The 20,843-nt window shown below is 68.5% G+C and carries 20 protein-coding genes; 11 read left to right on the forward strand and 9 right to left on the reverse strand.

Features of this window, described 5'->3' with window-relative positions:
- Positions 1-99: 99 nt before the first annotated feature.
- A complete protein-coding gene (locus EV644_RS35360) occupies positions 100-1,404 on the forward strand; it encodes an MFS transporter (protein WP_132194488.1) in 1,305 nt (434 codons plus the stop codon).
- Between the two features lie 142 nt (positions 1,405-1,546).
- On the opposite strand, the gene EV644_RS35365 is transcribed toward EV644_RS35360, so the two are convergent.
- The 3 genes from EV644_RS35365 to EV644_RS35375 form a co-directional block, all read right to left on the reverse strand.
- A complete protein-coding gene (locus EV644_RS35365) occupies positions 1,547-2,686 on the reverse strand; it encodes a hypothetical protein (protein WP_132194486.1) in 1,140 nt (379 codons plus the stop codon).
- A 98-nt stretch (positions 2,687-2,784) separates the two neighbouring features.
- The gene (locus EV644_RS35370) at positions 2,785-4,380 is read right to left on the reverse strand and encodes a serine/threonine-protein kinase (RefSeq protein ID WP_132194484.1); all 1,596 of its coding nucleotides are present in this window, start codon (positions 4,378-4,380) and stop codon (positions 2,785-2,787) included.
- A 267-nt stretch (positions 4,381-4,647) separates the two neighbouring features.
- A complete protein-coding gene (locus EV644_RS35375) occupies positions 4,648-6,147 on the reverse strand; it encodes an MFS transporter (protein WP_241999228.1) in 1,500 nt (499 codons plus the stop codon).
- A gap of 88 nt (positions 6,148-6,235) precedes the next feature.
- Here EV644_RS35375 and EV644_RS35380 point away from each other — a divergent pair, with 88 nt between their 5' ends.
- Positions 6,236-6,670 carry a MarR family winged helix-turn-helix transcriptional regulator gene (locus tag EV644_RS35380; RefSeq protein ID WP_132194480.1) on the forward strand — a complete coding sequence of 145 codons (435 nt, stop codon included), beginning with the start codon at positions 6,236-6,238 and terminating at the stop codon, positions 6,668-6,670.
- An 11-nt stretch (positions 6,671-6,681) separates the two neighbouring features.
- Here the strand turns inward: EV644_RS35380 and ilvA are convergent, their stop codons facing one another.
- Positions 6,682-7,887: a threonine ammonia-lyase gene (gene ilvA, locus EV644_RS35385; protein WP_132194478.1), complete on the reverse strand. Its 1,206-nt coding sequence runs from the start codon at positions 7,885-7,887 to the stop codon at positions 6,682-6,684.
- A 229-nt stretch (positions 7,888-8,116) separates the two neighbouring features.
- Here ilvA and EV644_RS35390 point away from each other — a divergent pair, with 229 nt between their 5' ends.
- From EV644_RS35390 to EV644_RS35405, 4 genes are all read left to right on the forward strand, one after another.
- Complete coding sequence (locus EV644_RS35390; protein ID WP_132194476.1) at positions 8,117-8,974, forward strand: PD40 domain-containing protein; 858 nt, start codon at positions 8,117-8,119, stop codon at positions 8,972-8,974.
- A 167-nt stretch (positions 8,975-9,141) separates the two neighbouring features.
- On the forward strand, positions 9,142-9,546 hold the full coding sequence (locus EV644_RS35395; protein ID WP_132194474.1) for a hypothetical protein: 405 nt from the start codon (positions 9,142-9,144) through the stop codon (positions 9,544-9,546).
- Between the two features lie 76 nt (positions 9,547-9,622).
- A complete protein-coding gene (locus EV644_RS35400; RefSeq protein ID WP_241999226.1) occupies positions 9,623-10,567 on the forward strand; it encodes an aldo/keto reductase in 945 nt (314 codons plus the stop codon).
- 45 nt (positions 10,568-10,612) lie between these two features.
- The gene (locus tag EV644_RS35405; protein ID WP_132194472.1) at positions 10,613-11,890 is read left to right on the forward strand and encodes an aminoglycoside phosphotransferase family protein; all 1,278 of its coding nucleotides are present in this window, start codon (positions 10,613-10,615) and stop codon (positions 11,888-11,890) included.
- A gap of 12 nt (positions 11,891-11,902) precedes the next feature.
- On the opposite strand, the gene EV644_RS35410 is transcribed toward EV644_RS35405, so the two are convergent.
- From EV644_RS35410 to EV644_RS35430, 5 genes are all read right to left on the reverse strand, one after another.
- Positions 11,903-12,706 carry an ABC transporter permease gene (locus tag EV644_RS35410; protein ID WP_132194470.1) on the reverse strand — a complete coding sequence of 268 codons (804 nt, stop codon included), beginning with the start codon at positions 12,704-12,706 and terminating at the stop codon, positions 11,903-11,905.
- Positions 12,706-13,491: an ABC transporter permease gene (locus tag EV644_RS35415; RefSeq protein WP_132194468.1), complete on the reverse strand. Its 786-nt coding sequence runs from the start codon at positions 13,489-13,491 to the stop codon at positions 12,706-12,708. Before EV644_RS35415 ends, EV644_RS35410 begins: the two co-directional genes overlap by 1 nt.
- Entirely contained in the window at positions 13,491-14,438 is a 948-nt protein-coding gene (locus tag EV644_RS35420; RefSeq protein ID WP_132194466.1) for an ABC transporter ATP-binding protein, read from the reverse strand. The genes EV644_RS35415 and EV644_RS35420 overlap by 1 nt, the downstream gene beginning before the upstream one ends.
- Before the next feature lie 96 nt (positions 14,439-14,534).
- Complete coding sequence (locus tag EV644_RS35425; protein ID WP_132194464.1) at positions 14,535-15,539, reverse strand: hypothetical protein; 1,005 nt, start codon at positions 15,537-15,539, stop codon at positions 14,535-14,537.
- Positions 15,540-15,655: 116 nt separating this feature from the next.
- The gene (locus tag EV644_RS35430; protein WP_132194462.1) at positions 15,656-16,414 is read right to left on the reverse strand and encodes an SDR family oxidoreductase; all 759 of its coding nucleotides are present in this window, start codon (positions 16,412-16,414) and stop codon (positions 15,656-15,658) included.
- 204 nt (positions 16,415-16,618) lie between these two features.
- Here EV644_RS35430 and EV644_RS35435 point away from each other — a divergent pair, with 204 nt between their 5' ends.
- The 5 genes from EV644_RS35435 to EV644_RS35455 all read left to right on the forward strand — a co-directional run bounded on the left by EV644_RS35435 (position 16,619) and on the right by EV644_RS35455 (position 20,834).
- On the forward strand, positions 16,619-17,164 hold the full coding sequence (locus EV644_RS35435) for a MarR family winged helix-turn-helix transcriptional regulator (protein WP_241999224.1): 546 nt from the start codon (positions 16,619-16,621) through the stop codon (positions 17,162-17,164).
- Positions 17,161-18,774: an MDR family MFS transporter gene (locus EV644_RS35440; RefSeq protein ID WP_132194460.1), complete on the forward strand. Its 1,614-nt coding sequence runs from the start codon at positions 17,161-17,163 to the stop codon at positions 18,772-18,774. The genes EV644_RS35435 and EV644_RS35440 overlap by 4 nt, the downstream gene beginning before the upstream one ends.
- A 259-nt stretch (positions 18,775-19,033) precedes the next feature.
- Positions 19,034-19,675 (forward strand): nucleotidyl transferase AbiEii/AbiGii toxin family protein, encoded by a 642-nt coding sequence (locus EV644_RS35445; RefSeq protein ID WP_132194458.1) that lies wholly within the window; start codon positions 19,034-19,036, stop codon positions 19,673-19,675.
- A 17-nt stretch (positions 19,676-19,692) separates the two neighbouring features.
- Complete coding sequence (locus tag EV644_RS35450) at positions 19,693-20,049, forward strand: hypothetical protein (RefSeq protein WP_132194456.1); 357 nt, start codon at positions 19,693-19,695, stop codon at positions 20,047-20,049.
- Complete coding sequence (locus tag EV644_RS35455; protein WP_132194454.1) at positions 20,046-20,834, forward strand: nucleotidyl transferase AbiEii/AbiGii toxin family protein; 789 nt, start codon at positions 20,046-20,048, stop codon at positions 20,832-20,834. The genes EV644_RS35450 and EV644_RS35455 overlap by 4 nt, the downstream gene beginning before the upstream one ends.
- The last annotated feature ends 9 nt before the right edge of the window (positions 20,835-20,843 follow it).

Below are 20,843 nucleotides of genomic sequence, written 5' to 3' on the forward strand. Positions count from 1 at the left end.
ATGCCACTATTTGGTTGCAGACTCAAACCTGAGTGGCCTCGACTCAACTTTGTTGACATTGAGTCGACAAGGCTCAACTCTGCGGTCTACCGTCCCCGCATGACTTCAGGCCAAGGCATCCTGAGCCACCCCGACTTCCGCCGCCTGTGGACGGCCGACCTGCTGAGCCAGCTGGGCATCCGCCTCGGCATGACCGCCGCTCCCCTGCTCGCCGTCATCACGCTGAACGCCACAACCCTGCAGGTCTCGCTGCTGCGCACCTGCGAGACCGCCGCTTGGCTGCTGCTGGGCTTGTTCGCCGGCGCGTGGATCGACCGGATGCGGTGCCTCCCGGTTCTCGTCATCGCGGATCTCGGCCGGGCTCTGCTCTTCGCCTCGATCCCCGTCGCGGCCTGGTTCGGAGTACTGACCTTGACCCAGCTGTACGTCGTACTGGGGTTGGCCGGGCTGCTCACGGTGATGTTCGACGTGGCGCACAACGCCTACCCGCCGAGGTTGCTCGCGCCCGAGCAGTTGCTGCCTGCCAACGCCAAACTGGCGGGCAACCACTCGATCGCGGCGGTGGTCGGTGCCGGAGCAGGAGGATTCCTGGTCCAGTGGCTGACCGCGGCGGTCACGCTCGGCCTGAACGCCGTCACCTTCCTCTGGTCAGCGCTCTGGCTCCGCTCGATCCGTACTCCGGAACCGCGGCCCGCGCCGGCGGAACAGCCCGATCTGCGGCGCGAGATCGGCGAGGGGCTGCACTATGTGTTCGGCCACCCGTTGCTGCGGCCGATCGTGCTGAACACGACCACCACCATGCTGTTCCAGGCGGCGAGCGGCGCCGTGATGATCGTCTTCCTAGTCCGGGAGATCCACCTCTCCCCCAGCGCCATCGGTCTGCTCAGCATGATCGGCCTGCTCGGCGCACTGGTCGCGTCGTGGTTCACCGAACGCCTGAGCGCCTGGCTGGGCGATGCCCGCGCGCTGCTCATCGCCTCGGTCGGTATCGGTGTCGCCTTCACGCTCCAGGCTCTGACCGGCCCGGGCTGGCAACTCGTCTGGTACGTCGCGGCGACCCTGCTGGCCGCGATCTGCATCATCGTCGCTTACATCCTGCAGATGAGCATCCGCCAGCGCCTCTGCCCACCCGACCTCCAAGGACGGGTCACCGCCACGATGAGCTTCGTGAGCTGGGGATCCGCCCCCATCGGCAGCCTCCTGGGTGGCATCACCGCTACCCTCCTAGGCCTCCGCCCGACCATTTGGCTGGCCGGCCTCGCCACCCTCCTCGGCACCGCCTGGCTCTTCTTCTCCCCGCTCCGAACCCTCCGCAGCATCCCCGCCCCCACCCCACCCCAACCAGCCGACCTCGAGCCCCGCCTGCCATCCCCTGAAGCTCCGCTGCCGAGTGAGGCGGAGTAGGGGTCAGTCGGTGGCCGACATTCGGTCGGTGATGGCGTCCGGACGTGCACCACTCACCAACGCCTGGAACGCGTACCGGGGTGGAGCGGTCTGAGCGTCGCTCCGGGGTGCGTTGTGGGGTTGGTGAGTGGTGCGGGTCCGATCAGTCGGAGATGATCTGGGCGGCGCCTACCAGGACCTCGACGTCCAGGGCGGCTCGGCCGCGACCGATCTCGACATCCTTGCTCTGGCCGTTGACGGCGCCAGTCCAGGTGACACGGCCGAGCTGGGCCTCGGTGTGGACGCGGACGTCGGAGCCTCGGCGCAACGTCACGTTCGCGGAGCCGGACTCGACCCGGACGCGGGAGCGGCCCTTGGTGATCTGGGCGTCGAGGTTCGCGGAACCCGCCTGGACGAGCAGGTCGATCGGGCCGTCCACGTCGGTCACCTTCGCGGTACCGGCGGTGACGCGGACCCGGGTCAGGCCCGGTAGGCGCTCGGCGACGACGCTGCCGCCGGTCACCTCGATCTCCACCTGGAGGGCCGGGTTGACGCGGATCGAGAGTTCCTTGGCGAGACCGTTCACGTGCGACTTCAGGTTGGTCGGGTTGCGCAGCATGCTGAAGCCGTCGATCGAGACACCCATGTCGCCCTCGCTGCTGATCGCGAGGGTGTCGCCGTCACGCTTGATCACGTGCGGACCGTCGACCGCGACCCCGTTGATCGCCGGCTCACCGATCAGCCGGACCCGCCGCCCGATCGCCCGGATCGTCACGCGCTGCACGCCGGCCGGTACCGGCACATTGCTGTGCTCAGCCTCGACGTCCTCATCCTCGGCCGGCGCATCGTCAACCACACTGTCCTGTACTCCGCTCCCCTGCCCGACAACGTCTCCGGCCGAGCCTGCCCCGGCTGTTCCCTGCGGGGCCGAGGGCGCATCGCTGGAAGCCGATCCGGCTCCCGCCGCCGGCGCATCCGTGGCCGACGTGGAGGCCGAGCCGGCATCGGCCGAGTCGGCGTCCGCGGTGTCCGGGGAGTCGACGACGTCGGCCCACACCGAAGCAGACGGAGCATCGTCAGCCGCAGCACCCTGACCAGCCGAGCCCGGCTGCGCAGTACCGGACGGGCTGTCGCCGGCCGTGGCGTCGGGAGTGGTGGCGTCGGAGGTGGCGGCGTGGCGGGGGGTGGAGAGGGCGGCGATCAGGGTCGCGGCTTCGTCGCTGGACAGGTGGCCTTGGGCCACTCGGTCGAGGATGTCCTTGACGCGGCTGTCGTGGTCACTCTGGTTGCTCTGATCGCTCATGCCCCCAGTCCAGCACCCGGACGGGTCGAAACCAATCGGGGATAGCCCCGAACTCCCCCGCTCATCCCGATCGGCGGGCCGGAATGCAGCAGTGCGGGTCACGGCGCCGGGCGGAAGTTGCGGGTGATGGTGCGCAGGAGGGGTTGGCTGGAGGTCCACTGGGACTCGGGAGTGGACCAGTAGATGCCGTAGGCCTGGGTCGGACTCGTGATAACGCCGCGGTTCAGGACGTGCTGGCGGCCGCTACGGACGGCGTAGGTGAACTCCCAGTCGGCGGCCTTGCGGAAGTAGTCGACCGGTTCGATCCGGATGCGGCGGTAGTCGTCGTAGGTGTCGCGGCGAGCCTCCTCCTGCTGACGCCAGTCGGCCACCGGGTCCGGCTTCGGAGCGTCGGTCTGGTCGATCAGCAGGAGGCGCGAGCCACCCGGCTCCCTGAAGTAGACGCGTCCGTTCTGCCGTTCCACCGTCCAGTTGCTCGGCACCGGCAAGGAGAACCCCGTCGGATCGTTGTGCCGCCTGAAGCCGGCGGGCAGGGCCGGCGGGTCGGTGCTCGACTGAGAAGGCTTGCGAGTGTTCGACGGTGCTGACGTGGGTGGTCGGCTGCTGGAGGAAGGCGGTGGGCTGGAGGGTGCGCTGCTTCCCGATCCAGATGGAGTACTGCGGGGCGCCTGTGAGGTGGATCCACCACCGGGCCTGGTGGCTGTGGTCTGAGGTGACTGCGTCTGGTTGTCGTCGGGCTTGAACATGGCCCAACCGACCAGGACAGCACCAATTACCAGGCATGCGACCAAGGCAGCCACAACCTTCGGAACCCATCGGCGATCACGGGATGACGGTTGCCCGGAACGCGCCGCCGGTACCGACTGCTCGTCGCGCAGCGCCAAGACGAGCAAGCGGACCGCGGCCGGGGCGGTCAGGCGGTCGGCAGGGTCCTTTCGAAGAAGGCCTTCCAGGACCGGCCAGAGCGGACCAGCTCGCAGCGCGGGATCAGGAGCGTCTGTGACAGCCGCGGTCAGGGTCGGCAGCACGCTTCCACGTTCGTGCGGCGGTCTTCCCTCGACCGCGGTGTAGAGCGTGGCTCCCAGCGACCACAGATCCGACTCCGGCCCGGCGCTCTTCGCCTTCACTCGCTCCGGGGCGATGTACGCCGGCGACCCCACCAGCGTGCCCGATTGGGTCAGGGACGAATCGCCTTCCAGCGTTGCGATCCCGAAGTCGGTGAGCACCACTCGATAGCGGTCGGCGAGCAGCACGTTGCTGGGTTTCACGTCGCGATGCAGTACCCCGACCGCGTGCGCCGCCTGCAGCGCGGCGAGCATCTGCAGGCCGATCTCCGCGACCCGGCGTACCGGCAGTGGGCCGTCCTCCCGGACTACGTCGGCCAACGTACGGGACCGCACCAGCTCCATCACGATCCAGGGCCGCCCCTCCTCCTCGACCACGTCGTACATGGCGACGACGTTGGGGTGGCTGAGCTGGGCGGCGGAGCGGGCCTCGCGGAGGGTGCGCCGGCGAAGTACTGCGCGTTCCACGTCCGGCAGCTCCGGCGGCAGCAGGATCTCCTTCACCGCCACCTCGCGCCCCAGTAACTCGTCGCGAGCGTGCCAGACGACGCCCATCCCGCCACGCCCCAGCGATCCGAGCAGTCGGTACCGCCCCGCCAGGAGAAGACCCTTTGCCGCCGCGCCCGCCATCGTCAGCAACGCCTCCCGGCGGGGAGGGTCACTAGGGCGGTAGAAGAGCTCACAGCCTGTACTCCGATCGGGCGGCGTCGTTCGCTCCTGGTGCCCACCACCGCCGTCCGCCACACGTGGGGCCACAGCCGAGAACACCATGGCGCGCCAGTCGGACAGAGCTGAGAACAGCAGTGCGGGTCACGGCGGAGTAGCCCGTGACCCGCACTGCTTCTCTATCACTTCACGACTCGAGGAGCCGGTTGTGGTTTGTACTGCGTGGAGCGATCACGCGGCCGGAGACATCTCCTCCTCGGCCAGTTCTTCCTGGACCGCGTTCAGCTCGGCGGCCTCGGCCGAAGCCTCGGCGCGACGCTGCTTGAGGCCGCGAAGACCGGCGAGCCCGATCAGCAGACCGGCAAGCGTGATGCCGGTGACGACCACCAGGGCCGGCTTGTACGACGCCAGCACGCTGCTGGGAGTGGAGGTGCCCCCGGTCTGGCCCCCGATCACAGCTGTGGTGACGGCGAGGACGATCGCGCCGCCGACCTGGCTGGAGGTGTTGAACAGGCCGGACGCGAGCCCCTGCTCGTTGTCGTCCACCCCGTTCGTGGCCTGCATGTTCAGCGCCGGGAAGGTGATCGCGAAGCCCAGGCCGATCAGCACGATGGTCGGCATCACCGTGGCGACGTAGTCCGACGACGTACCGATCCGCAAGAAGAGCGCGTAGCCGACGACGAACAGCGCCATCCCGATCGCGACCATCCGCTCGGTGCCGATCCGGTCGGCGACCTTGCCCGCGTTCGGCGACAGGAAGGCGACCAGCAGGCCGGCCGGCAGGAAGCCCAGCGCGGTCTCGAACGACGACCAGCCCAGCAGGTTCTGCAGGTACAGGGTGCCGATGAACTGGAAGGCGACGTAGGCGCCGAACACGGTCATGATGGCGAGGTTCGCCCGCCGCAGGTTGGCCTTGCGCAGGATGCCGAGCCGGACCAGCGGGTGCTTGGAGTGGAGTTCGATCAGCACGAAGGCGGTGAGCAGCGCGGCCGCCAGGACGAACAGGCCGATCGTGCGGACCGAGGCCCAGCCGGCGCCCTCCGCCCCGACCACGGCGAACACCAGCGTCAGCATGCCGGCGGTGACCGTCACGGCCCCCGGTACGTCGTACCCGCCGGCGGAGTCGTCCCGCGGGCTGTTCGGGATCAGCTTGAGCGCGAAGGCCAGCACGATCAGGGCGACCGGGCCGGGCATCAGGAAGGTCCAGCGCCAGCCGACCTCGGTCAGCAGGCCACCGAGGATCAGGCCCATCGAGAAGCCGCTGGCGGCGCAGGTGGTGAAGATGCTGAGCGCCCGGTTGCGGTCCGGACCCTCGTGGAAGGTGGTGGTGATGATCGAGAGCGCGGCCGGCGCGGTGAACGCGGCGGCGATGCCCTTCACGAACCGCGCGGCGATGAGCAGTTCGGGGTTGGTGGCCAGGGAGCTCAGCATCGAGACCACGGCGAACACGGCCAGCGCGATCAGGAAGACGCGACGGCGGCCGAGCAGGTCGGCGGTCCGGCCGCCGAGTAGCAGCAGGCCCCCGTAGCCGAGCACGTAGCCGGTCACGACCCACTGGAGCGAGGAAAGGGAAACGCCGAGGTCGGCGCCGATGGAGGGCAGCGACATGCCCACCATGGACACGTCCAGGCCGTCGAGGAAGATCACGCCGCAGACCACCAGGAGCGCACCCCACAGGCGCGCGTCCCAGGTCAGGCGGGTCGGTGCGGTTGCTTGCGTTGTGTCTGTCACAAGAGGAGAGCTTTGCATGCACGTGCATCTAATGTCTACTCATTAATTGCGTTTGCATTAAATTTACATGCATGATAACGTCGCGCTCATGACCGAGACGAAGGTCAGCGCTGGGACTGGTGAGATCAGCGCCGACGTCCGCGAGTGGCGCCAGTTGCTGGCCCGCCATGCGGACCTCACCTGCGCGCTGGACCGCGAGCTGCAATCAGGCCACGAACTGGGCATGAGTGAGTACGAAGTGCTCGAGCGGCTGGCGGAACTGCCCGAGCAGTCGGCGAAGGTCCAGCAGATCGCCAAGTCGGTGCACCTGAGCCAGAGCGCCCTCTCCCGGGTGATCGGCCGACTGGAGACCGCCGGACTCGTCGAGCGTCACATGTGCCCGGAGGACCGCCGCGCGATCAACGTCCGCCTCACGGACGACGGCCTGCTCCGGCAGACGGAGGCCCAGCCCACCCAGCGCCGCGTCCTCGCCGAGCGCCTGCATGCTCCGCTGACCAAGACCTGCGACGCCCCTACTCTCTGACCGCGGGCTCCTCAGTTCAGCGTGTACGTGTACCCGTTGCCGCTCAGACTGGCCAAGACCCGTTCCCGGTGATCCTCACCGCGGGTCTCGAGCTGCAACGCCACCTCGACCTCGTCCAGGTTCAGCGTCTTCGAGATGCGTTCGTGCAACACCTCGATGATGTTCGCATCCACCTCCGCCAGCCGGGACAGCAGTGTCGCCAGCCCGCCCGGGGTGTCGGGGATGCGCACCCTGAGCGACATGTAGCGACCGGCGGCGGCCATGCCGTGCCGGATCACCCGCATCAGCAGCAGCGGATCGATGTTGCCGCCGGAAAGGACCACCACGACAGGGGGTTTGAACCGCGCCGGCTCATCCAGTACCGCGGCCACGGCGGCCGCGCCTGCTGGTTCGACCACCAGCTTGGCCCGTTCGAGGATCAGCAAGAGGGCCTCGGACAACGAATCCTCGTCGACCGTGCGCACCTCGCTGACGTACCGCTGGATCGTCTCGAACGGGACCGTCCCCGGCAGGCCGACCGCGATCCCGTCGGCCATCGTCGCCATCTGCTCGAGCTGTAGCGGCTCGCCGGCCGCGAGCGAGGCCGGGTAGGCGGCAGCTCCCTTCGCCTGTACCCCGACCACCTCGATCGGCATCCCGTCGCGCTGCATCGCCAGCGCGATCCCCGCGATCAGCCCGCCACCACCGGTCGGTACGACGACCGTCCGGACTTGCGGGCACTGCTCCACGATCTCCAGCCCGGTGGTCGCCTGCCCCGCAACGATGTCCTCGTGGTCGAACGGGTGGATCAGGATCGCCCCGGTCTCGGCCTCGAACTCGCGCGCCGCCGTCAGGCAGTCGTCGATCGAGGTGCCGGCGAAGCGGATCTCGGCCCCGTACGCGCGGGTCGCCTTCTCCTTCGGGATCGGCGCGCCGTGTGGCATGAACACCGTCGCCTTGATCCCGAGCAGTTGCGCGGCGAGCGCGACACCCTGCGCGTGGTTCCCCGCGCTGGCAGCGACCACGCCGCGGGCCCGGTCCCTCTTGGGCAGCCGAGCCATCCGGACGTACGCCCCGCGCAGCTTGAACGACCCGGTCCGCTGCAGGTTCTCGCACTTCAGGAACACGTCGCCGCCGACGAGCTCGCTCAGCCAGCGGGAGTACTCCAGCGGGGTAGGCGCGACCACGTCATGCAGCAGGTCCGCTGCCCTGGCGATGTCCGCCGCGGTGATGCTCACCCGCTCACACTACGACCGCAACCCCCGGGCCCGGCCGCATTTACCGGCTTGTGACGCCTCCTCTATCTTGCTCAGACTCGGCCGCGATCGCCGCCGGCGTGGCGTTCGCCTACGGGACCCACGTCAGCCGGTCGTCGGGTGGGCGCTCGCGGTTTCGCAACTTCCGCGGTCCTGACTGCATCGAGCCTGGTAGCCGTGTTCTCAGCGGAGTCGGCGAAGGGGGATTGTCATGCGTGGTTCTCGCAAACTGTTCATTGCGGTGGTGGCCGTGGTTCTGGTGGTGGTGCCGGGCACCTCGGCGTACGCCGCTGCGCCGGCGCCTGGCGGACGCATCTTGTACGTCGATCTGGAGAGCCGCCTCAAGAGCGTGCTGCCGACAGGGCAGGGTGGGCAGGATATCGGGGAGAGGCTGGTTTACTCGCCGGACTACTCGCCTGACGGCACCCGGATCGCCTATCTCGACGGGTGGAGCTTCCGCATCATGGCCGCCGACGGCACCGACGACCGGTGGCTCGTCGACGCGGCGTCCGGGCCCGCGTATCCGCGCTGGTCGCCAGACGGCCAGTGGATCATCGCCGAGTCCGCGGGCGACATCTGGTCGGTCAGCAAGGATGGCTACGCCTCCGGCTGGACGAACCTGACCGGTGCGCACGACAGCAACGACCTGGTTCCGACCTGGGAGCCGAAGGGACACCGGTTCGCGACCTCGACCTACAACGACGTCCGGATCTACAGCGCGGACGGCGCACACACCCGCAAGGTCATCCCGATGGCAGGCGCCTACCGCCTCGATTGGAACCCGAAGGAGAACCAGCTCGCGGTCGAGGCACTGGGAGACCTGTGGCTGGTCGACGTCGCGTCCGGGGCGATCCGGCGGTTGACGAACACTCCGGACCTCCAGGAACTGAGCCCGGTCTGGTCGCCGGACGGACGCTGGCTGACCTACGGTCGCGGACCTGGCGTCTACAACCCCGATAATCCGGGCCTGGGCGTCACTCCGGTGATCTGGATGATGGACAGCACCGGCGGCCACCGCCACTCGCTCGGAATCAGCGGTACGCCGTCCAGCTGGCGTGCCGCCAGCTGACCCTTGCAGCCGCCAAGGTGGATCCAGCGTGGCGGCAGGGCGCCTGCGCGTCGTTGACACGTACGCCGACCAGGGCCAGTCCCGAAAGATCGGCGAGTGGGCAAACGCCGGTTTGGGGGTTCTGACCAATCATCGATCCAATTGTGTTGGCGCCATCGGCGGATGACGTGGATGCGCTGGTCAACGCCATCGCGACAGCCACGGCGACCGGCGCCGAACTCGTGCTGGAACCGGGCGAGCATCTGACCAAGCCGGGCAGGAACAACAGGTTCGAAACCAGCGGCCACGGCCCCTCGATTCGGTCCCAGGACCCGGACTCGCGCGCCACGATCAAACGGCCGGACAGCTCGATCGTCCTGGCAAATCCTGACGACAACCACGGCCTGTTCTTCGTGCCCTCCGGCCCGCCCAGCGACAACGACAGGCTGGTCATCGCTCGGGTGAAGAAGCGAGGGATCTGGTGGTTCACACCTGGCAGCCTTGGCGACCGTGACATCGACGTGGCGTTGCCGCTGGGTTCCAACGATCAGGAGATCCACAGACAGGTGAGCTGGTGGCCTTTCCCTCTCTGATGGTTACTTGCTGAGCGTGACTCGGGCCGCCTTAATTCGGTGCTGGCAGTGATGACCACCGGTTAGGTTGTGCGGCATGACACTGCAGACACGCCCCTTCGGCTCCACCGGTATCGACGTCAGCGTGATCGGGCTGGGAGCGTGGCAGCTCGGGCGGCCCGCGAGCTGGCCGACCGGCCCCGACCCGGACGAGGCGGTGCGGATCGTGCACGCCGCGCTGGACGCCGGCGTGAACTTCCTGGACACCGCGCCCGCCTACGCAGACGGCCAGAGCGAGCTCAACCTGGGCCGGGCATTGAAGAGCGTGCCCCGCGGCAAGTTCGTGCTCTGCACGAAGGTCGGCCCCACCCACGACGGCCGCACCGACTGGTCGGTCGGCGCGATCGCGTCATCGGTCGAGGGCAGCGCGGAGCGGATGGGCGTCGACTACATCGACTTCGTGATCCTGCACAGCCCGCCGGCGGACGTGCTGAACAGCGCCGAGCACTACGAGGCGCTCGAGACCTTGCGAGCCAAAGGGTTGGTCCGCGCCTATGGCGCATCGGTCGACTACGACCGCGATGTCCGCACGGTGCTGACCGACACCGATTCGCAGGTCCTCGAGGTACGGATGTCCGCCCTCTACCAGGAGACCTGGCCGGCGGTCTCGGCGGCGGCCGCGCGGGGCGCCGGAGTCATCGTGAAGGTCCCGCTCGAATCCGGCTGGCTTTCGGGTCGCTATGGCGCGGACAGCACGTTCGACGATGTGCGGTCCCGCTGGTCCGCCGACGACGTCGCGCTGCGGGCCGGTCTGGTCGACGAATTGCGCGGGCTGCTGCCGTCCGGCCTGAGCCTCGTCGACGCGTCGCTGCGGTTCCTGCTCGCCAACGACAGCGTGTCCACGGTCATCCCGGGCACCCGCTCGGTCGAGCACCTGCAGACCAGCATCGCCGCTGCCGCCGAGCCGCTGCCTGCAGCCACGGTCGAGGCGATCCAGGCCTGGTACGCCGACCGCCTCGGCGAGCGTCATCTGGACTGGTGAGCTCACGGAGGCTCGCTGCTGGATCCCGCCGATGAGGAGATCGCTTTGAAGGTCACGGCTGTGGTGGTGCGTCCAGAGGACGAGGCGGTGCTCGTGCTGCCGTCGGGACTTCCGCAGGTGGAGCTCGCGGACGGGTTCTGGTTCCCGGACGTCGAGACGCCGTTGCGTGCTTTCCACTCGGAGCTCGGTCTCGACGCCGACGTGCTGGTGTGCCTCGACAGACAGCCGGACGTGACTGCCTACCTGCTGGAAAGCGTCGGCGCGATCCCATCGGATGCGCGCTGGGTCGCGGAGGTCGATGATCCACTGGTCACCGCGGCGCGAGAGCACCTCGCGCTGCCGTCCGGCCACCCGGTCACGCCGCTGTGGACGAAACCCGGCTGGTACGCCGACGCGCTCGGCTGGATCGACGAGCAACTCGACGCGGCGGGATCACCACGGACCGGCGTACCGGCTCAGGTGCGGTCGTGGGGGCTGTCGAACGTACTGCGGTGTCCGACCGCGATGGGTGACGTCTACTTCAAGGCGCTCGCGCACTCCAGCACGATCCGGCCCGCGCGGGTGGACGCGTTGCCGTTGCTGTTCGCGCATGAACCGCTGCTGCTGAGGCGGCTCGCTGACGATCGGCCGGGATCCGTACCGGAGCCTCTGGCGATCGACGAGAAGCAGGTGTGGATGCTGCTGCCGGATCTCGGGCCGCCGCTCGCCACCGAGCCGAAGGTCGAGGTGTGGATCGACTCGCTGCGGGGTCACGCCCGGTTGCAGCGCAGCTATGCGGATCAGGCCGATCGGCTGCTGGAGTTCACCTGCGTCGACCGACGGCTCGCAGTACTGGACGGGGAGATCGACCGGCTGTTCGGGCCGAACCCTGCCACCGAGCGGCTCGAAGCTGCCGAGCGGGCGCGGTTGCCGCGGCGTGCGAAGGAGTTGCGCGAGGCAATCACCGAGCTCGCGGCGATCGGCGTACCGGAGACGCTGCTACACGGTGATCTGCATCCGCGGAACCTCGCCGTACGCGACGGATCGGTGCTCGCCTTCGACTGGACGGACGCGGCGGTGTCGCACCCGTTCCTCGACCTGGTGACCTTCGTCGAGAGGCGCTCGCCGATCTCGGAGGATCCGCGGCTGACGGACGCCTATCTCGGCGAGTGGGAGGAGTACGCCGAGCCGGCCGACCTGCGCCGGGCTCTCGCGCTGGCCCAGGAACTCGGCGCGCTGCACCAGGTGATGACCTCGCTCCACCTGCCGGACCACCTTTCCGGGCCGAGCGCCGAGGCGATGATCGACGGCGCCCATTGGTGGCTCCGCAGCCTCGTCAGTTGAGCAGGAGTTGCCTCACTTGAGGAGGAGTTTGCCGAGGCGGCGGGACGCGACGTACATACCGGCGGTGCCCATCGCGACGAGGTACAGGGCGTTGATCACCAGGGTCCAGCTGACGTTGCCGGTGGTGAAAGCGCGTTCGAGCGCGACGCCCTGGTAGAGCGGGGTGATCTCGACCAGCCAGCGGATCCAGTCGGGGTACGTCTCGACCGGGTAGAAGGTGGCCGAGAAGAGGAACATCGGGATCGTCGCGAGCTGGACGAACTCGAAGTCCTGCCAGCTCCGCATGAAGGTGGTCAGCGCCATCCCCGCGCCGGCGAACGCGTACCCGATCAGCACCGACGCCGGCAACGCCAGCAGCGCCCACCACGACTCGACCAGCCCCATCACGAGCATCACCAGGATGAACATCGCCGAGTAGCACGCGCCGCGCAGCAGCGCCCAGGTCACCTCGCCGGTCGCGACGTCCCACGGTCTGAGCGGTGTGGCGAGCATCGAGTCGTACAACCTCGCGTACTTCATCCGGAAGAAGATGTTGTACGTCGAGTCGAAGATCGCGCCGTTCATCGCTGAGCTCGCGAGCATCGCCGGAGCCACGAAGGCGGCGTACCCGATCACGGTGCCGTCGGACAGGGTGAAGTCGCCGACCAGCTGGGCGACGCCGAGACCGATCGAGAGCAGATAGAACACCGGCTCGAAGAAGCCGGACACGAAGACGATCCAGGACCGCTTGTAGACCAGGAAGTTCCGCTCGACCAGCTGCCGCCCGTTGCCGGGGCGAAGCGGGACCGGGAGCACCCGGGCAGTGAGTGTCGCCATCAGCTGATCAACCTCCGGGTCAGGCCGCGCACCGCGAACCAGGTGCCGACGGCGAACCAGGCGGCTAGATAGGCGAGGTTGCCGAGGGCCGGCAGCGGCTCGACTGTGTTCAGGCTCAAGTCACGGGACAGCTCGACCGCGTGCCACAGCGGGCTCAGGTACGCCAGCCACTCGATCCAGTCCGGCAGCTGGGAGACCGGGAAGAACGCGCCGGAGAACAGGAAGGCCGGGACCACCCCGAAGCGGTAGATCATCGCGAACCCGGAGTCGTTGTCGAGCCGGGTCGCCACCGCGCAGACCGGCGCGGACGCGGCCATCCCGACGAGCAGGGCAACCGGCAGCCCGAGCAGTCCCCACGGCGAGGCGAGTCCACCGAACGCGGCGATCACCGCCGTGAACACCGCGCAGGTGGTGAACACGCGGAAGGCGATGAACGCGAGCTGCCCGTACATCACGTCGGCAGGGCGCAACGGGGTCGCGATCATCGAGAAGTAGAATTTCTGCCACTTGATCCCGCCCATCACCGGGTAGGTCGACTCCCCCACGGCGATCTGCAGCGCGGTCGCCGCGAGCAGGCCGGGCGCGATGTACTGCAGGTAGCTGACGCCGCCGAGCGCGCCCGTCCCGTTCTCGTCGACGAACGAGCCCAGGCCGATCCCCATCGCGGCCAGGTAGAGCAGCGGCAGCAGGAAGCTGCTGACCAGGCTGCCCTTCCAGGTGCGCTTGTAGACGGTCGCCCAGTAGTCGAACTGGCGGCGGCCGTTCTCGATCGCGGTGACGCTCATCAGTCGACCAAAGTCCGGCCGGTGAGCCGCAGGAAGACGTCCTCGAGGGTGGACCGGCGTACGAGCACGGCCGCCGGCTCCAGCCCGCGCTCGTGCACCGCCGCGACCGCCCGCTCACCGTCGTCGGTGTAGAGCAACAGCCGATCAGGCAGTACTTCGATGCGCTGGGCGAGGTCCTCCACCTTGCCGGCCAACGCATCGTGGTCCGCGGACATCACGTCCGGGCCGAACCGCAGCTCGGTCACCTCGCGCGTCGAGTAGTCGCGGATCAGCTCGGCCGGTGATCCCTCGGCCGCGATCCGGCCGCCGTCCATCACCACCAGCCGGTCGCACAACTGCTCCGCCTCGTCCATGTAGTGCGTCGTGATGATCAGGGTCACGCCACTCTGCTTCAGCCGGAACAGCTTGTCCCACAACAGGTGCCGGGCCTGCGGGTCGAGCCCGGTGGTCGGCTCGTCGAGCAGCAGCAGGTCGGGCTTGCTCACCAGCGACCGCGCGATCGTCAGCCGCCGCTTCATCCCGCCGGACAGCTCGTCGACCTTCTCCTTGGCCTTCTCCGTCAGCGCGACGAAGGTGAGCAACTCGTCGGCCCGCTCCCGGCACTCGGCCCGGCTGAGCCCGAAGTACCGGCCGTAGACCGTCAGGTTCTCGTGCACGGACAGCTCGGTGTCGAGCGTGTCGTCCTGCGGGCACACCCCGAGCCGCGCCCGGATCGCCGGCCCGTCCGTGGCCGGATCCATCCCGAGGATCCGCAGCACCCCGCCACTGATCGGCGACACCGCCCCGATCATCCGCATGGTCGACGACTTGCCCGCCCCGTTCGGCCCGAGAAACCCGAAGGCCTCCCCTTTCCAGACGTCCAGGTCGATCCCCGCAACCGCCTCGAAGTCCCCGTAGGACTTCCGCAGCCCACGAGCATGCACCAAGGACTCCCGCTGATCATCCACACCAGGACACTAGACGCCCCTCCCGACAAATCTCTTGTGCTTTTGAGCACTTGCCCCTCCGTCGGCAGGAGGCGCGCGGGTAGGCCGGAGTACTCGTCAGGTGCGCATTTTGTCGGCTACGGCGGTGGCGAAGCCGGTTAGGGCATCGTGGCCTTCGGCGGACATGGCCCAGGGGTTGAAGCTGACGCGGCCCTTGGTGTGGGCGGCGTGCTCCATGGCCAGTTCCGGGCGCCTGAGGAGGCGGAGTGTGTAGGCGGCCGCCTGATGGGTCTCGATGTCGGCCGGTTCGGGGTGGTGGCCGGGGCGCCACCAGTTGGCGCGAGCGTCCAGGAGCATGTCGCGGCGATCGAGGATCAGGGACTGCAACCGGGCGTCGCGCTCCGCCTGCGGCCTCGTCGCGTCTTGGGCGATGTCGACGATCGCCTCGGCGAGCACCAGCGACAGGATCCCGGTACCGAGCGCCCGGTACGGCTGCGTCTTGTACGCCGTGTCCCGGCCGAACCGGAGGAGATCCTCGACCGGCCCCCGGGTCCACTTCGGCGCGAGGATCTGCACCTGCCGGGCGTGCACGAGGTACGAGTCCGGCTGCCGCGCCACCGCGTTGGCGAAGACGAGTTCCTTGTCCCGCGCCGAGAACTGCAGGCCGAGCGCGACCCACTGCAGCGGACACCACGGCGTGGCGTCGTCCGGCGCGGCGTCGATCGCGGCCGTGATCACGTCGTTCGCGGTCCGCAGGATGTCGTGGAAGGTGGCGAACTGCCGCGACGACACGTTCACGGCCCGCTGGGCGGTCCGCACCCCCCACGCCTCGAAGACCAGCGTCTGCGCCAGCCACACGAGCAGCTCCGGATCCCCCGGTATCGCCTGCAGCCGCAACTCGAGCTGCTCACTCCGCCCGATCGCGGCATTCGCCAGCCCGGTCATCCGGATCGCCCGCAGATCGGTACTGATCGGGCTCGCCTTCAGCAGTCCCAGCCCGGCCGACAGATCATCCCCCGCACGAACAGCCGCGTACGCCGCGTCGAGCTCCGGATCATCCCAGGACTGATCGAGCCGAAGCCCCTCAGTACTGACCCGCCGCTTCCGAGAGAAGATCCCCACCTGTCGGATCGTAGACGGCCCAGGTCCGGCGTACGGCGAACCGAGGCGCGACGCAGGAGCGGCGAACCCGGGCGGGTTGGAGCGCCGACGGAGGAGAGGCGTGGCGGGTCGGAGTACTAGCCGCGGCCGGCGTACGGCATGCCGGCGGCCATGACGGTGAGGGTGGGCACGGCGACCGTGGTGGGGAGTTGGGCGATCTGGACCACGAAGTCGGCGACGACCCTCGGGTCGAAGGTGGGCTCTACGGCAGTGGAGCCGTCCGGTTGGAGGACACCCTGGCTCATCCTGGCGGTCATCGAGGTGGCGGCGTTGCCGATGTCGATCTGACCGCAGGTGATGCCGTGGGCGCGACCTTCGAGCTCGAGTCCCTTGGTCAGGCCGCTGATCGCGTGCTTGCTCGCGGTGTAGGCGATCCCGTGCGGCCTCGGCACGTGCGCCGAGATGGAGCCGTTGTTGATGATCCGGCCACCTTTGGGGTCCTGCCGCAGCATCAGCGCGAAGGCCTCCCGCGCGCACAGGAACGAGCCGGTCAGGTTGGTGTCGATCACCTGCCGCCAGTCCTCATCCGTCACGTCCTGTACTGCGGCCGCCGGCGACCCCGTACCCGCGTTGTTCACGAGCAGGTCGATCCGATCGAGTGACTGGAAGAACGCCGAGACGGCTGACCCGTCCGCCACATCCAGTACTGCGGTGCGCACCTCGCCGACCCCGGCCGCACCGACACCGGCCACTCCCTCGGCGGCGGCCGCGGTCTCACGGAGTCTGGTCTCCGTCCGCCCGGTCACCGTCACCTGGAAACCGACAGCCGCGAGGGCCAGCGCCATCTCCCGTCCGAGCCCGGACCCACCCCCGGTCACCACCGCAACCTTCTGCATCCCAGTCCCTTCCTCGTCAGCCGACCCGACTCATCAAACCCCACCCCTCCCCGACCGGCTCCGGCAGCCTGGAAATTGCCTGTGCGTGATCGGTGAACTACGTGTGGTTAACGACTTGCCGCCCTGCAAACATAGTCGGAAACTCATTTGCGTGCATCACGCAAGCATGTATATGCTTGCACCATGCATGTAAATGACGGATGGATGCCTCAGACGCCGGTGGAGGGCGTGCTGCACGCGTTCACCCGGATCGGCCGCCGGCTGAAGGCGAAGCAACCCGGTGACACGATCGACCCCAGCGCCCACCTGGCGCTGTTCGTGCTGCGGTGCAACGGCGCGCTGCGGCTGTCGGATCTGGCCGGCAAGATGGAGATCGACGCCTCGACCGCCAGCCGGCACGTCCGGTCGCTCGAGCAGGTGGGCCTGGTCCGCCGCTCCGCCGACCCCGACGACGGCCGCGCCTTCCGGGTCGAGCTGACCGAGCAGGGCACCCAGGAGTGGGAAGCCGCCTCCAAGCGCCGGATGGAGTTGCTCAGCCGGGCCATGGACGGCTGGACGGACTCCGACATCGAGACCTTCGAGAAGTTGATGACCCGGTTCGCCGAAGGGGTCACCAGTCTTGTCGACGACCGCGCCGACGGACGCGCCTGGGCCGACAAGGGCTGGGCCGCCGCGATGGCCGCCCAGCGCAAGCCGGCCGCTGCCGCCGCGCACCTGAATTCCGAAGAGAACGTGGAGAATAGCCAATGAGCACGACCGAGCCCGCCACCGCCGGCGGCGCCGCGCCTGAACCCAGCGCACCAAACTATCTGTCACACAAGCAGATCCTGGTGATTCTCGGCGGCCTGATGGCCGGCATGTTCCTGGCCGCTCTCGACCAGAGCATCGTCGGAACCGCGCTGCCGCAGATCGTCAGTGAGTTCAACAGCCTGGACAAGCTGTCCTGGGTGGTCACCGCCTACCTGTTGACCTCGACCGCCTCCACTCCGTTGTGGGGCAAGATCTCCGACCTCTACGGCCGCCGCCCGCTGTTCATCGCGGCGATCGTCACCTTCCTGGCCGGCTCCGTGCTGGCCGCACTGTCGCAGAACATCGAGGAACTGATCGGCTTCCGCGCCGTCCAGGGTCTCGGCGCCGGCGGTCTGATGTCGCTCGCGTTCGCCACCATCGGCGACGTGATCCCGCCGCGCGAGCGCGGCAAGTACATGGGGTACTTCGGTGCCGTCTTCGGACTGTCCTCGGTCGCCGGACCGCTGCTCGGTGGTGTCCTCACCGACGGTCCCGGCTGGCGCTGGATCTTCTGGATCAACCTGCCGATCGGCCTGGTCGCGCTGGTCATCGTGGCCGCCGTCCTCAAGCTGCCGCACGTGCGGCGCAGCCACAAGATCGACTACCTCGGCGCCGCGATCGTCACCGGCGCGGTCACCACGCTGCTGCTCGCGATCTCCTGGAGCGGACCGGGCAACGGCTGGGGCAACGGCACCACCATCGCCCTGCTGGTCGGCGCGATCGTCCTGGCCGTCGCGTTCGTCCTGGTCGAACTGCGGGTGGCCGAGCCGATCATCCCGATGGACCTGTTCAAGGGCCGGATCTTCTCGGGCTACGCCGCGTACGCGTTCCTCCTCGGCTTCGCGATGTTCGGCGCGCTGATCTTCCTGCCGCTCTACCTGCAGGCGGTCAAGGACCTGTCCCCGACCCGTTCGGGCCTGGCCCTGCTGCCGATGATCGTCGGTATCTTCGCCGCCTCGATCCCCAGCGGCCAGCTGATGAGCAAGACCGGCCGCTACAAGGTCTACCCGATCATCTCCTCGGTCCTGGTCGGCGGCGCCATGGTGCTGCTGTCCACGCTGTCGATGAGCACGCCGTACTGGCACCTGGCGATCTTCATGTTCATCATGGGCGCCGGTCTGGGTCTGTCGATGCAGATCACCGTCACCGCCGCGCAGAACAGCGTGCCCCGCAAGCACATGGGCACGGCGACCTCGACGATGACGTTCTTCCGGTCCATGGGTGGCGCGATCGGTACCGCCGTGTACGGCGCGGTGCTGACCAGCCGGCTGGAGGTCCACCTGCGCGATATCGTGCCGAACGCCACGCAGACCATGATCGACGGACTCGCCAAGGCGGCGAACAGCGTCCAGGCGCTGCACAGCCTGAAGGAGCCGATGAAGGGCTGGGCCCTGCACGGTCTGGTGGACTCGATGGGAGACGTCTTCCTGGTCTCGCTGCCGTTCCTGGCGATCGCCCTGATCCTCGCGGTGATCACCCCCGAGCAGCGACTGGCCGGTCGTTCCGACGGCCCGCAGAAGCCCGAGGACGACGAGAACGTGGAGGCCTCCGCGGCCGCCGCGATGCACTAACCCGCAGTACCACGAACAGCCGCCGCCCGGGACTCCCCGGGCGGCGGCTGTTTCCGTTGTCCGGGCGGATAGGCTGCGGGTGATGTCGCGACTAGAGGCCTTCGGCAACCAACTGGTCGACTTCCACCTGCGACAGCGAGACCAACTCAGCCGCCCGTTCCGCCGTACCGGCCCGGACTGACAATCCCACGGTGGGGTAGCTGGCCTTCCGCGGCAACCAGGTGACGGACGAGCCGTTCGCGTTCGGCAAACTGTCGGGATGGAACCGCTCCAGCGCAGGATGGCGATCGTCGGGTTGCGTGCCCTTGCGGGTGACGGGTTCGTCCTGGCCGGCGGCTACGCGCTCCGCGCCCACGGCTTCGGCGAGCGCGACTCCGACGACATCGACTTGTTCACCGACGTGCTGGATCCAGAGCGGTTCGCCTCGGCGGTCGAGCGCCTGACCGGCGCCTATCGCGACGACGGTCTGGAGACCGAGGTAGCCCGGCAAGCGCCCGCGTTCGCCCGGCTCATCGTCGCCGCCAAGGACGGCGCGACCGCCAAGGTCGACCTCGGCGTCGATCAGCGGGGCTTCCCGCCGGTGCGACTGAACGTCGGTCCGGTGCTGTCCGAGCAGGATGCGGTCGGGAGCAAGGTCGGCGCGGTGTACTCCCGGCTGGAGCCGCGGGATCTGATCGATGTCCAAGCCGTGCTCGACAGCGGACGCTACGACCCGGACGAACTACTCGCACTCGCCGACCAACGGGAGGCGACGCCACTGGACCGGCGGATGTTCGCCGGCCAGTTGCTCGCCGGCAGCCAGCTGCCGGCGAGCGGTTTCAAGCGGTACGGCGCCGATGCGGAGTTGATCGCGCGGATCCGGGAGACGGCTGGCGCGTGGGCGGAACGGCTGAGCTCCTGATCGGCGAAAATGGCCGCATGAACGAGGACCGCCGTACCAAGCCAGGAGACCTGCACGAGTCGCGGATCCCCTATGTCGTCCCGGAGTCCCTCGACCAGCTCACCGGTCCGCGGACAGGGATCGTCGAGCTCGGCGTCCCGATCAACTGGAGCCCGAAACACACCTTCGACCTGGCCGATCACGACGACCAGGTGTCGCTGTACACGACGGTCATCAGCGAGGCCTCGACGCTCGAGGACCTAAGTCGCTTCCTGAACAAGGACCTGCTGATCGAGCTGTGGCCGCAGCTCCGGCTACCCCGGTACTGCGTCCGCCGGTGGCACGACCAGTTCCCACAACTGGCCGCACTGGGCTCCGGTGGCGTCTGGCAATGATGGATCCGGACCACGAGAAGGCATCCCGGATCGCGCTGTCGGCGATCGAGGACCGCGGTTTCGCCCTCGCCGGCGGCCACGCCCTCACGATGCACGGCATTGGATCCCGGCAGGCCGAGGACATCGACCTCTTCACCGACCGGCAGACGGACTTCGGCCAGGCTGTCACAGACTTGCGGGCTGCCTACGCCGAGCAGAGCTACCAGGTCGAGGTCCCGCGCCTGTACCCGGAGTACGCCCGGCTCGAGCTGACGAAGGACGGCCGCACGACCCAGCTCGACATCGGCCGCGACTACCGGACCCGGCCGCCGGTCGAGACCGAGGTCGGCCCGGTGCTCTCCGCCGATGATGCGGTCGGCTCCAAGGTCAGCGCGGTATACGGTCGAGGCGATGCCAAGGACTACGTCGATCTCTCCGCGGCAGCCTGGTCCGGCCGGTACACACGCGACGAGTTGATGGCGCTCGGCGACGAGCGCGAAGCCTCCTCGATGGACCGCGATATGTTCGCCGAGCAGCTGTCAGCGGCCACCCGCATCCCGGACGCGAAGTACGCCGAGTGCGGGCTGGGCGCCCAAGAAACGGCAGCGCTGAAGCACGACATGGCCGGGTGGGCCCAGGAGCTGCGGACTCGAGCGGAGAACCCTGATCTGGACAACGCCCTGCGGTTGACGCAGACCGGCCAGACCAGGCCGGGGCATGGGCAGGCCGCGGAGGTAAGCGCTGAGGCGGCGCGGCGACATTCGCCGTACGAGCAAGAGCGCGGCAGCGGCGAACGCGAGCACTGACACCGGCGG

Source organism: Kribbella orskensis (genome assembly GCF_004342085.1).
GTDB classification, from domain to species: Bacteria; Actinomycetota; Actinomycetes; order Propionibacteriales; family Kribbellaceae; genus Kribbella; species Kribbella orskensis.

Excerpts from the sequence above, each read along its gene's own strand:
- EV644_RS35360 (WP_132194488.1), top strand. The coding sequence starts at position 100 with ATGACTTCAGGCCAAGGCATCCTGAGCCACCCCGACTTCCGCCGCCTG.
- EV644_RS35365 (WP_132194486.1), bottom strand. The coding sequence starts at position 2,686 with ATGAGCGATCAGAGCAACCAGAGTGACCACGACAGCCGCGTCAAGGAC.
- EV644_RS35370 (WP_132194484.1), bottom strand. The coding sequence starts at position 4,380 with ATGGCGGGCGCGGCGGCAAAGGGTCTTCTCCTGGCGGGGCGGTACCGA.
- EV644_RS35380 (WP_132194480.1), top strand. The coding sequence starts at position 6,236 with ATGACCGAGACGAAGGTCAGCGCTGGGACTGGTGAGATCAGCGCCGAC.
- EV644_RS35390 (WP_132194476.1), top strand. The coding sequence starts at position 8,117 with ATGCGTGGTTCTCGCAAACTGTTCATTGCGGTGGTGGCCGTGGTTCTG.
- EV644_RS35400 (WP_241999226.1), top strand. The coding sequence starts at position 9,623 with ATGACACTGCAGACACGCCCCTTCGGCTCCACCGGTATCGACGTCAGC.
- EV644_RS35410 (WP_132194470.1), bottom strand. The coding sequence starts at position 12,706 with ATGGCGACACTCACTGCCCGGGTGCTCCCGGTCCCGCTTCGCCCCGGC.
- EV644_RS35415 (WP_132194468.1), bottom strand. The coding sequence starts at position 13,491 with ATGAGCGTCACCGCGATCGAGAACGGCCGCCGCCAGTTCGACTACTGG.
- EV644_RS35430 (WP_132194462.1), bottom strand. The coding sequence starts at position 16,414 with ATGCAGAAGGTTGCGGTGGTGACCGGGGGTGGGTCCGGGCTCGGACGG.
- EV644_RS35435 (WP_241999224.1), top strand. The coding sequence starts at position 16,619 with ATGCCTCAGACGCCGGTGGAGGGCGTGCTGCACGCGTTCACCCGGATC.
- EV644_RS35440 (WP_132194460.1), top strand. The coding sequence starts at position 17,161 with ATGAGCACGACCGAGCCCGCCACCGCCGGCGGCGCCGCGCCTGAACCC.
- EV644_RS35445 (WP_132194458.1), top strand. The coding sequence starts at position 19,034 with ATGGAACCGCTCCAGCGCAGGATGGCGATCGTCGGGTTGCGTGCCCTT.
- EV644_RS35450 (WP_132194456.1), top strand. The coding sequence starts at position 19,693 with ATGAACGAGGACCGCCGTACCAAGCCAGGAGACCTGCACGAGTCGCGG.
- EV644_RS35455 (WP_132194454.1), top strand. The coding sequence starts at position 20,046 with ATGATGGATCCGGACCACGAGAAGGCATCCCGGATCGCGCTGTCGGCG.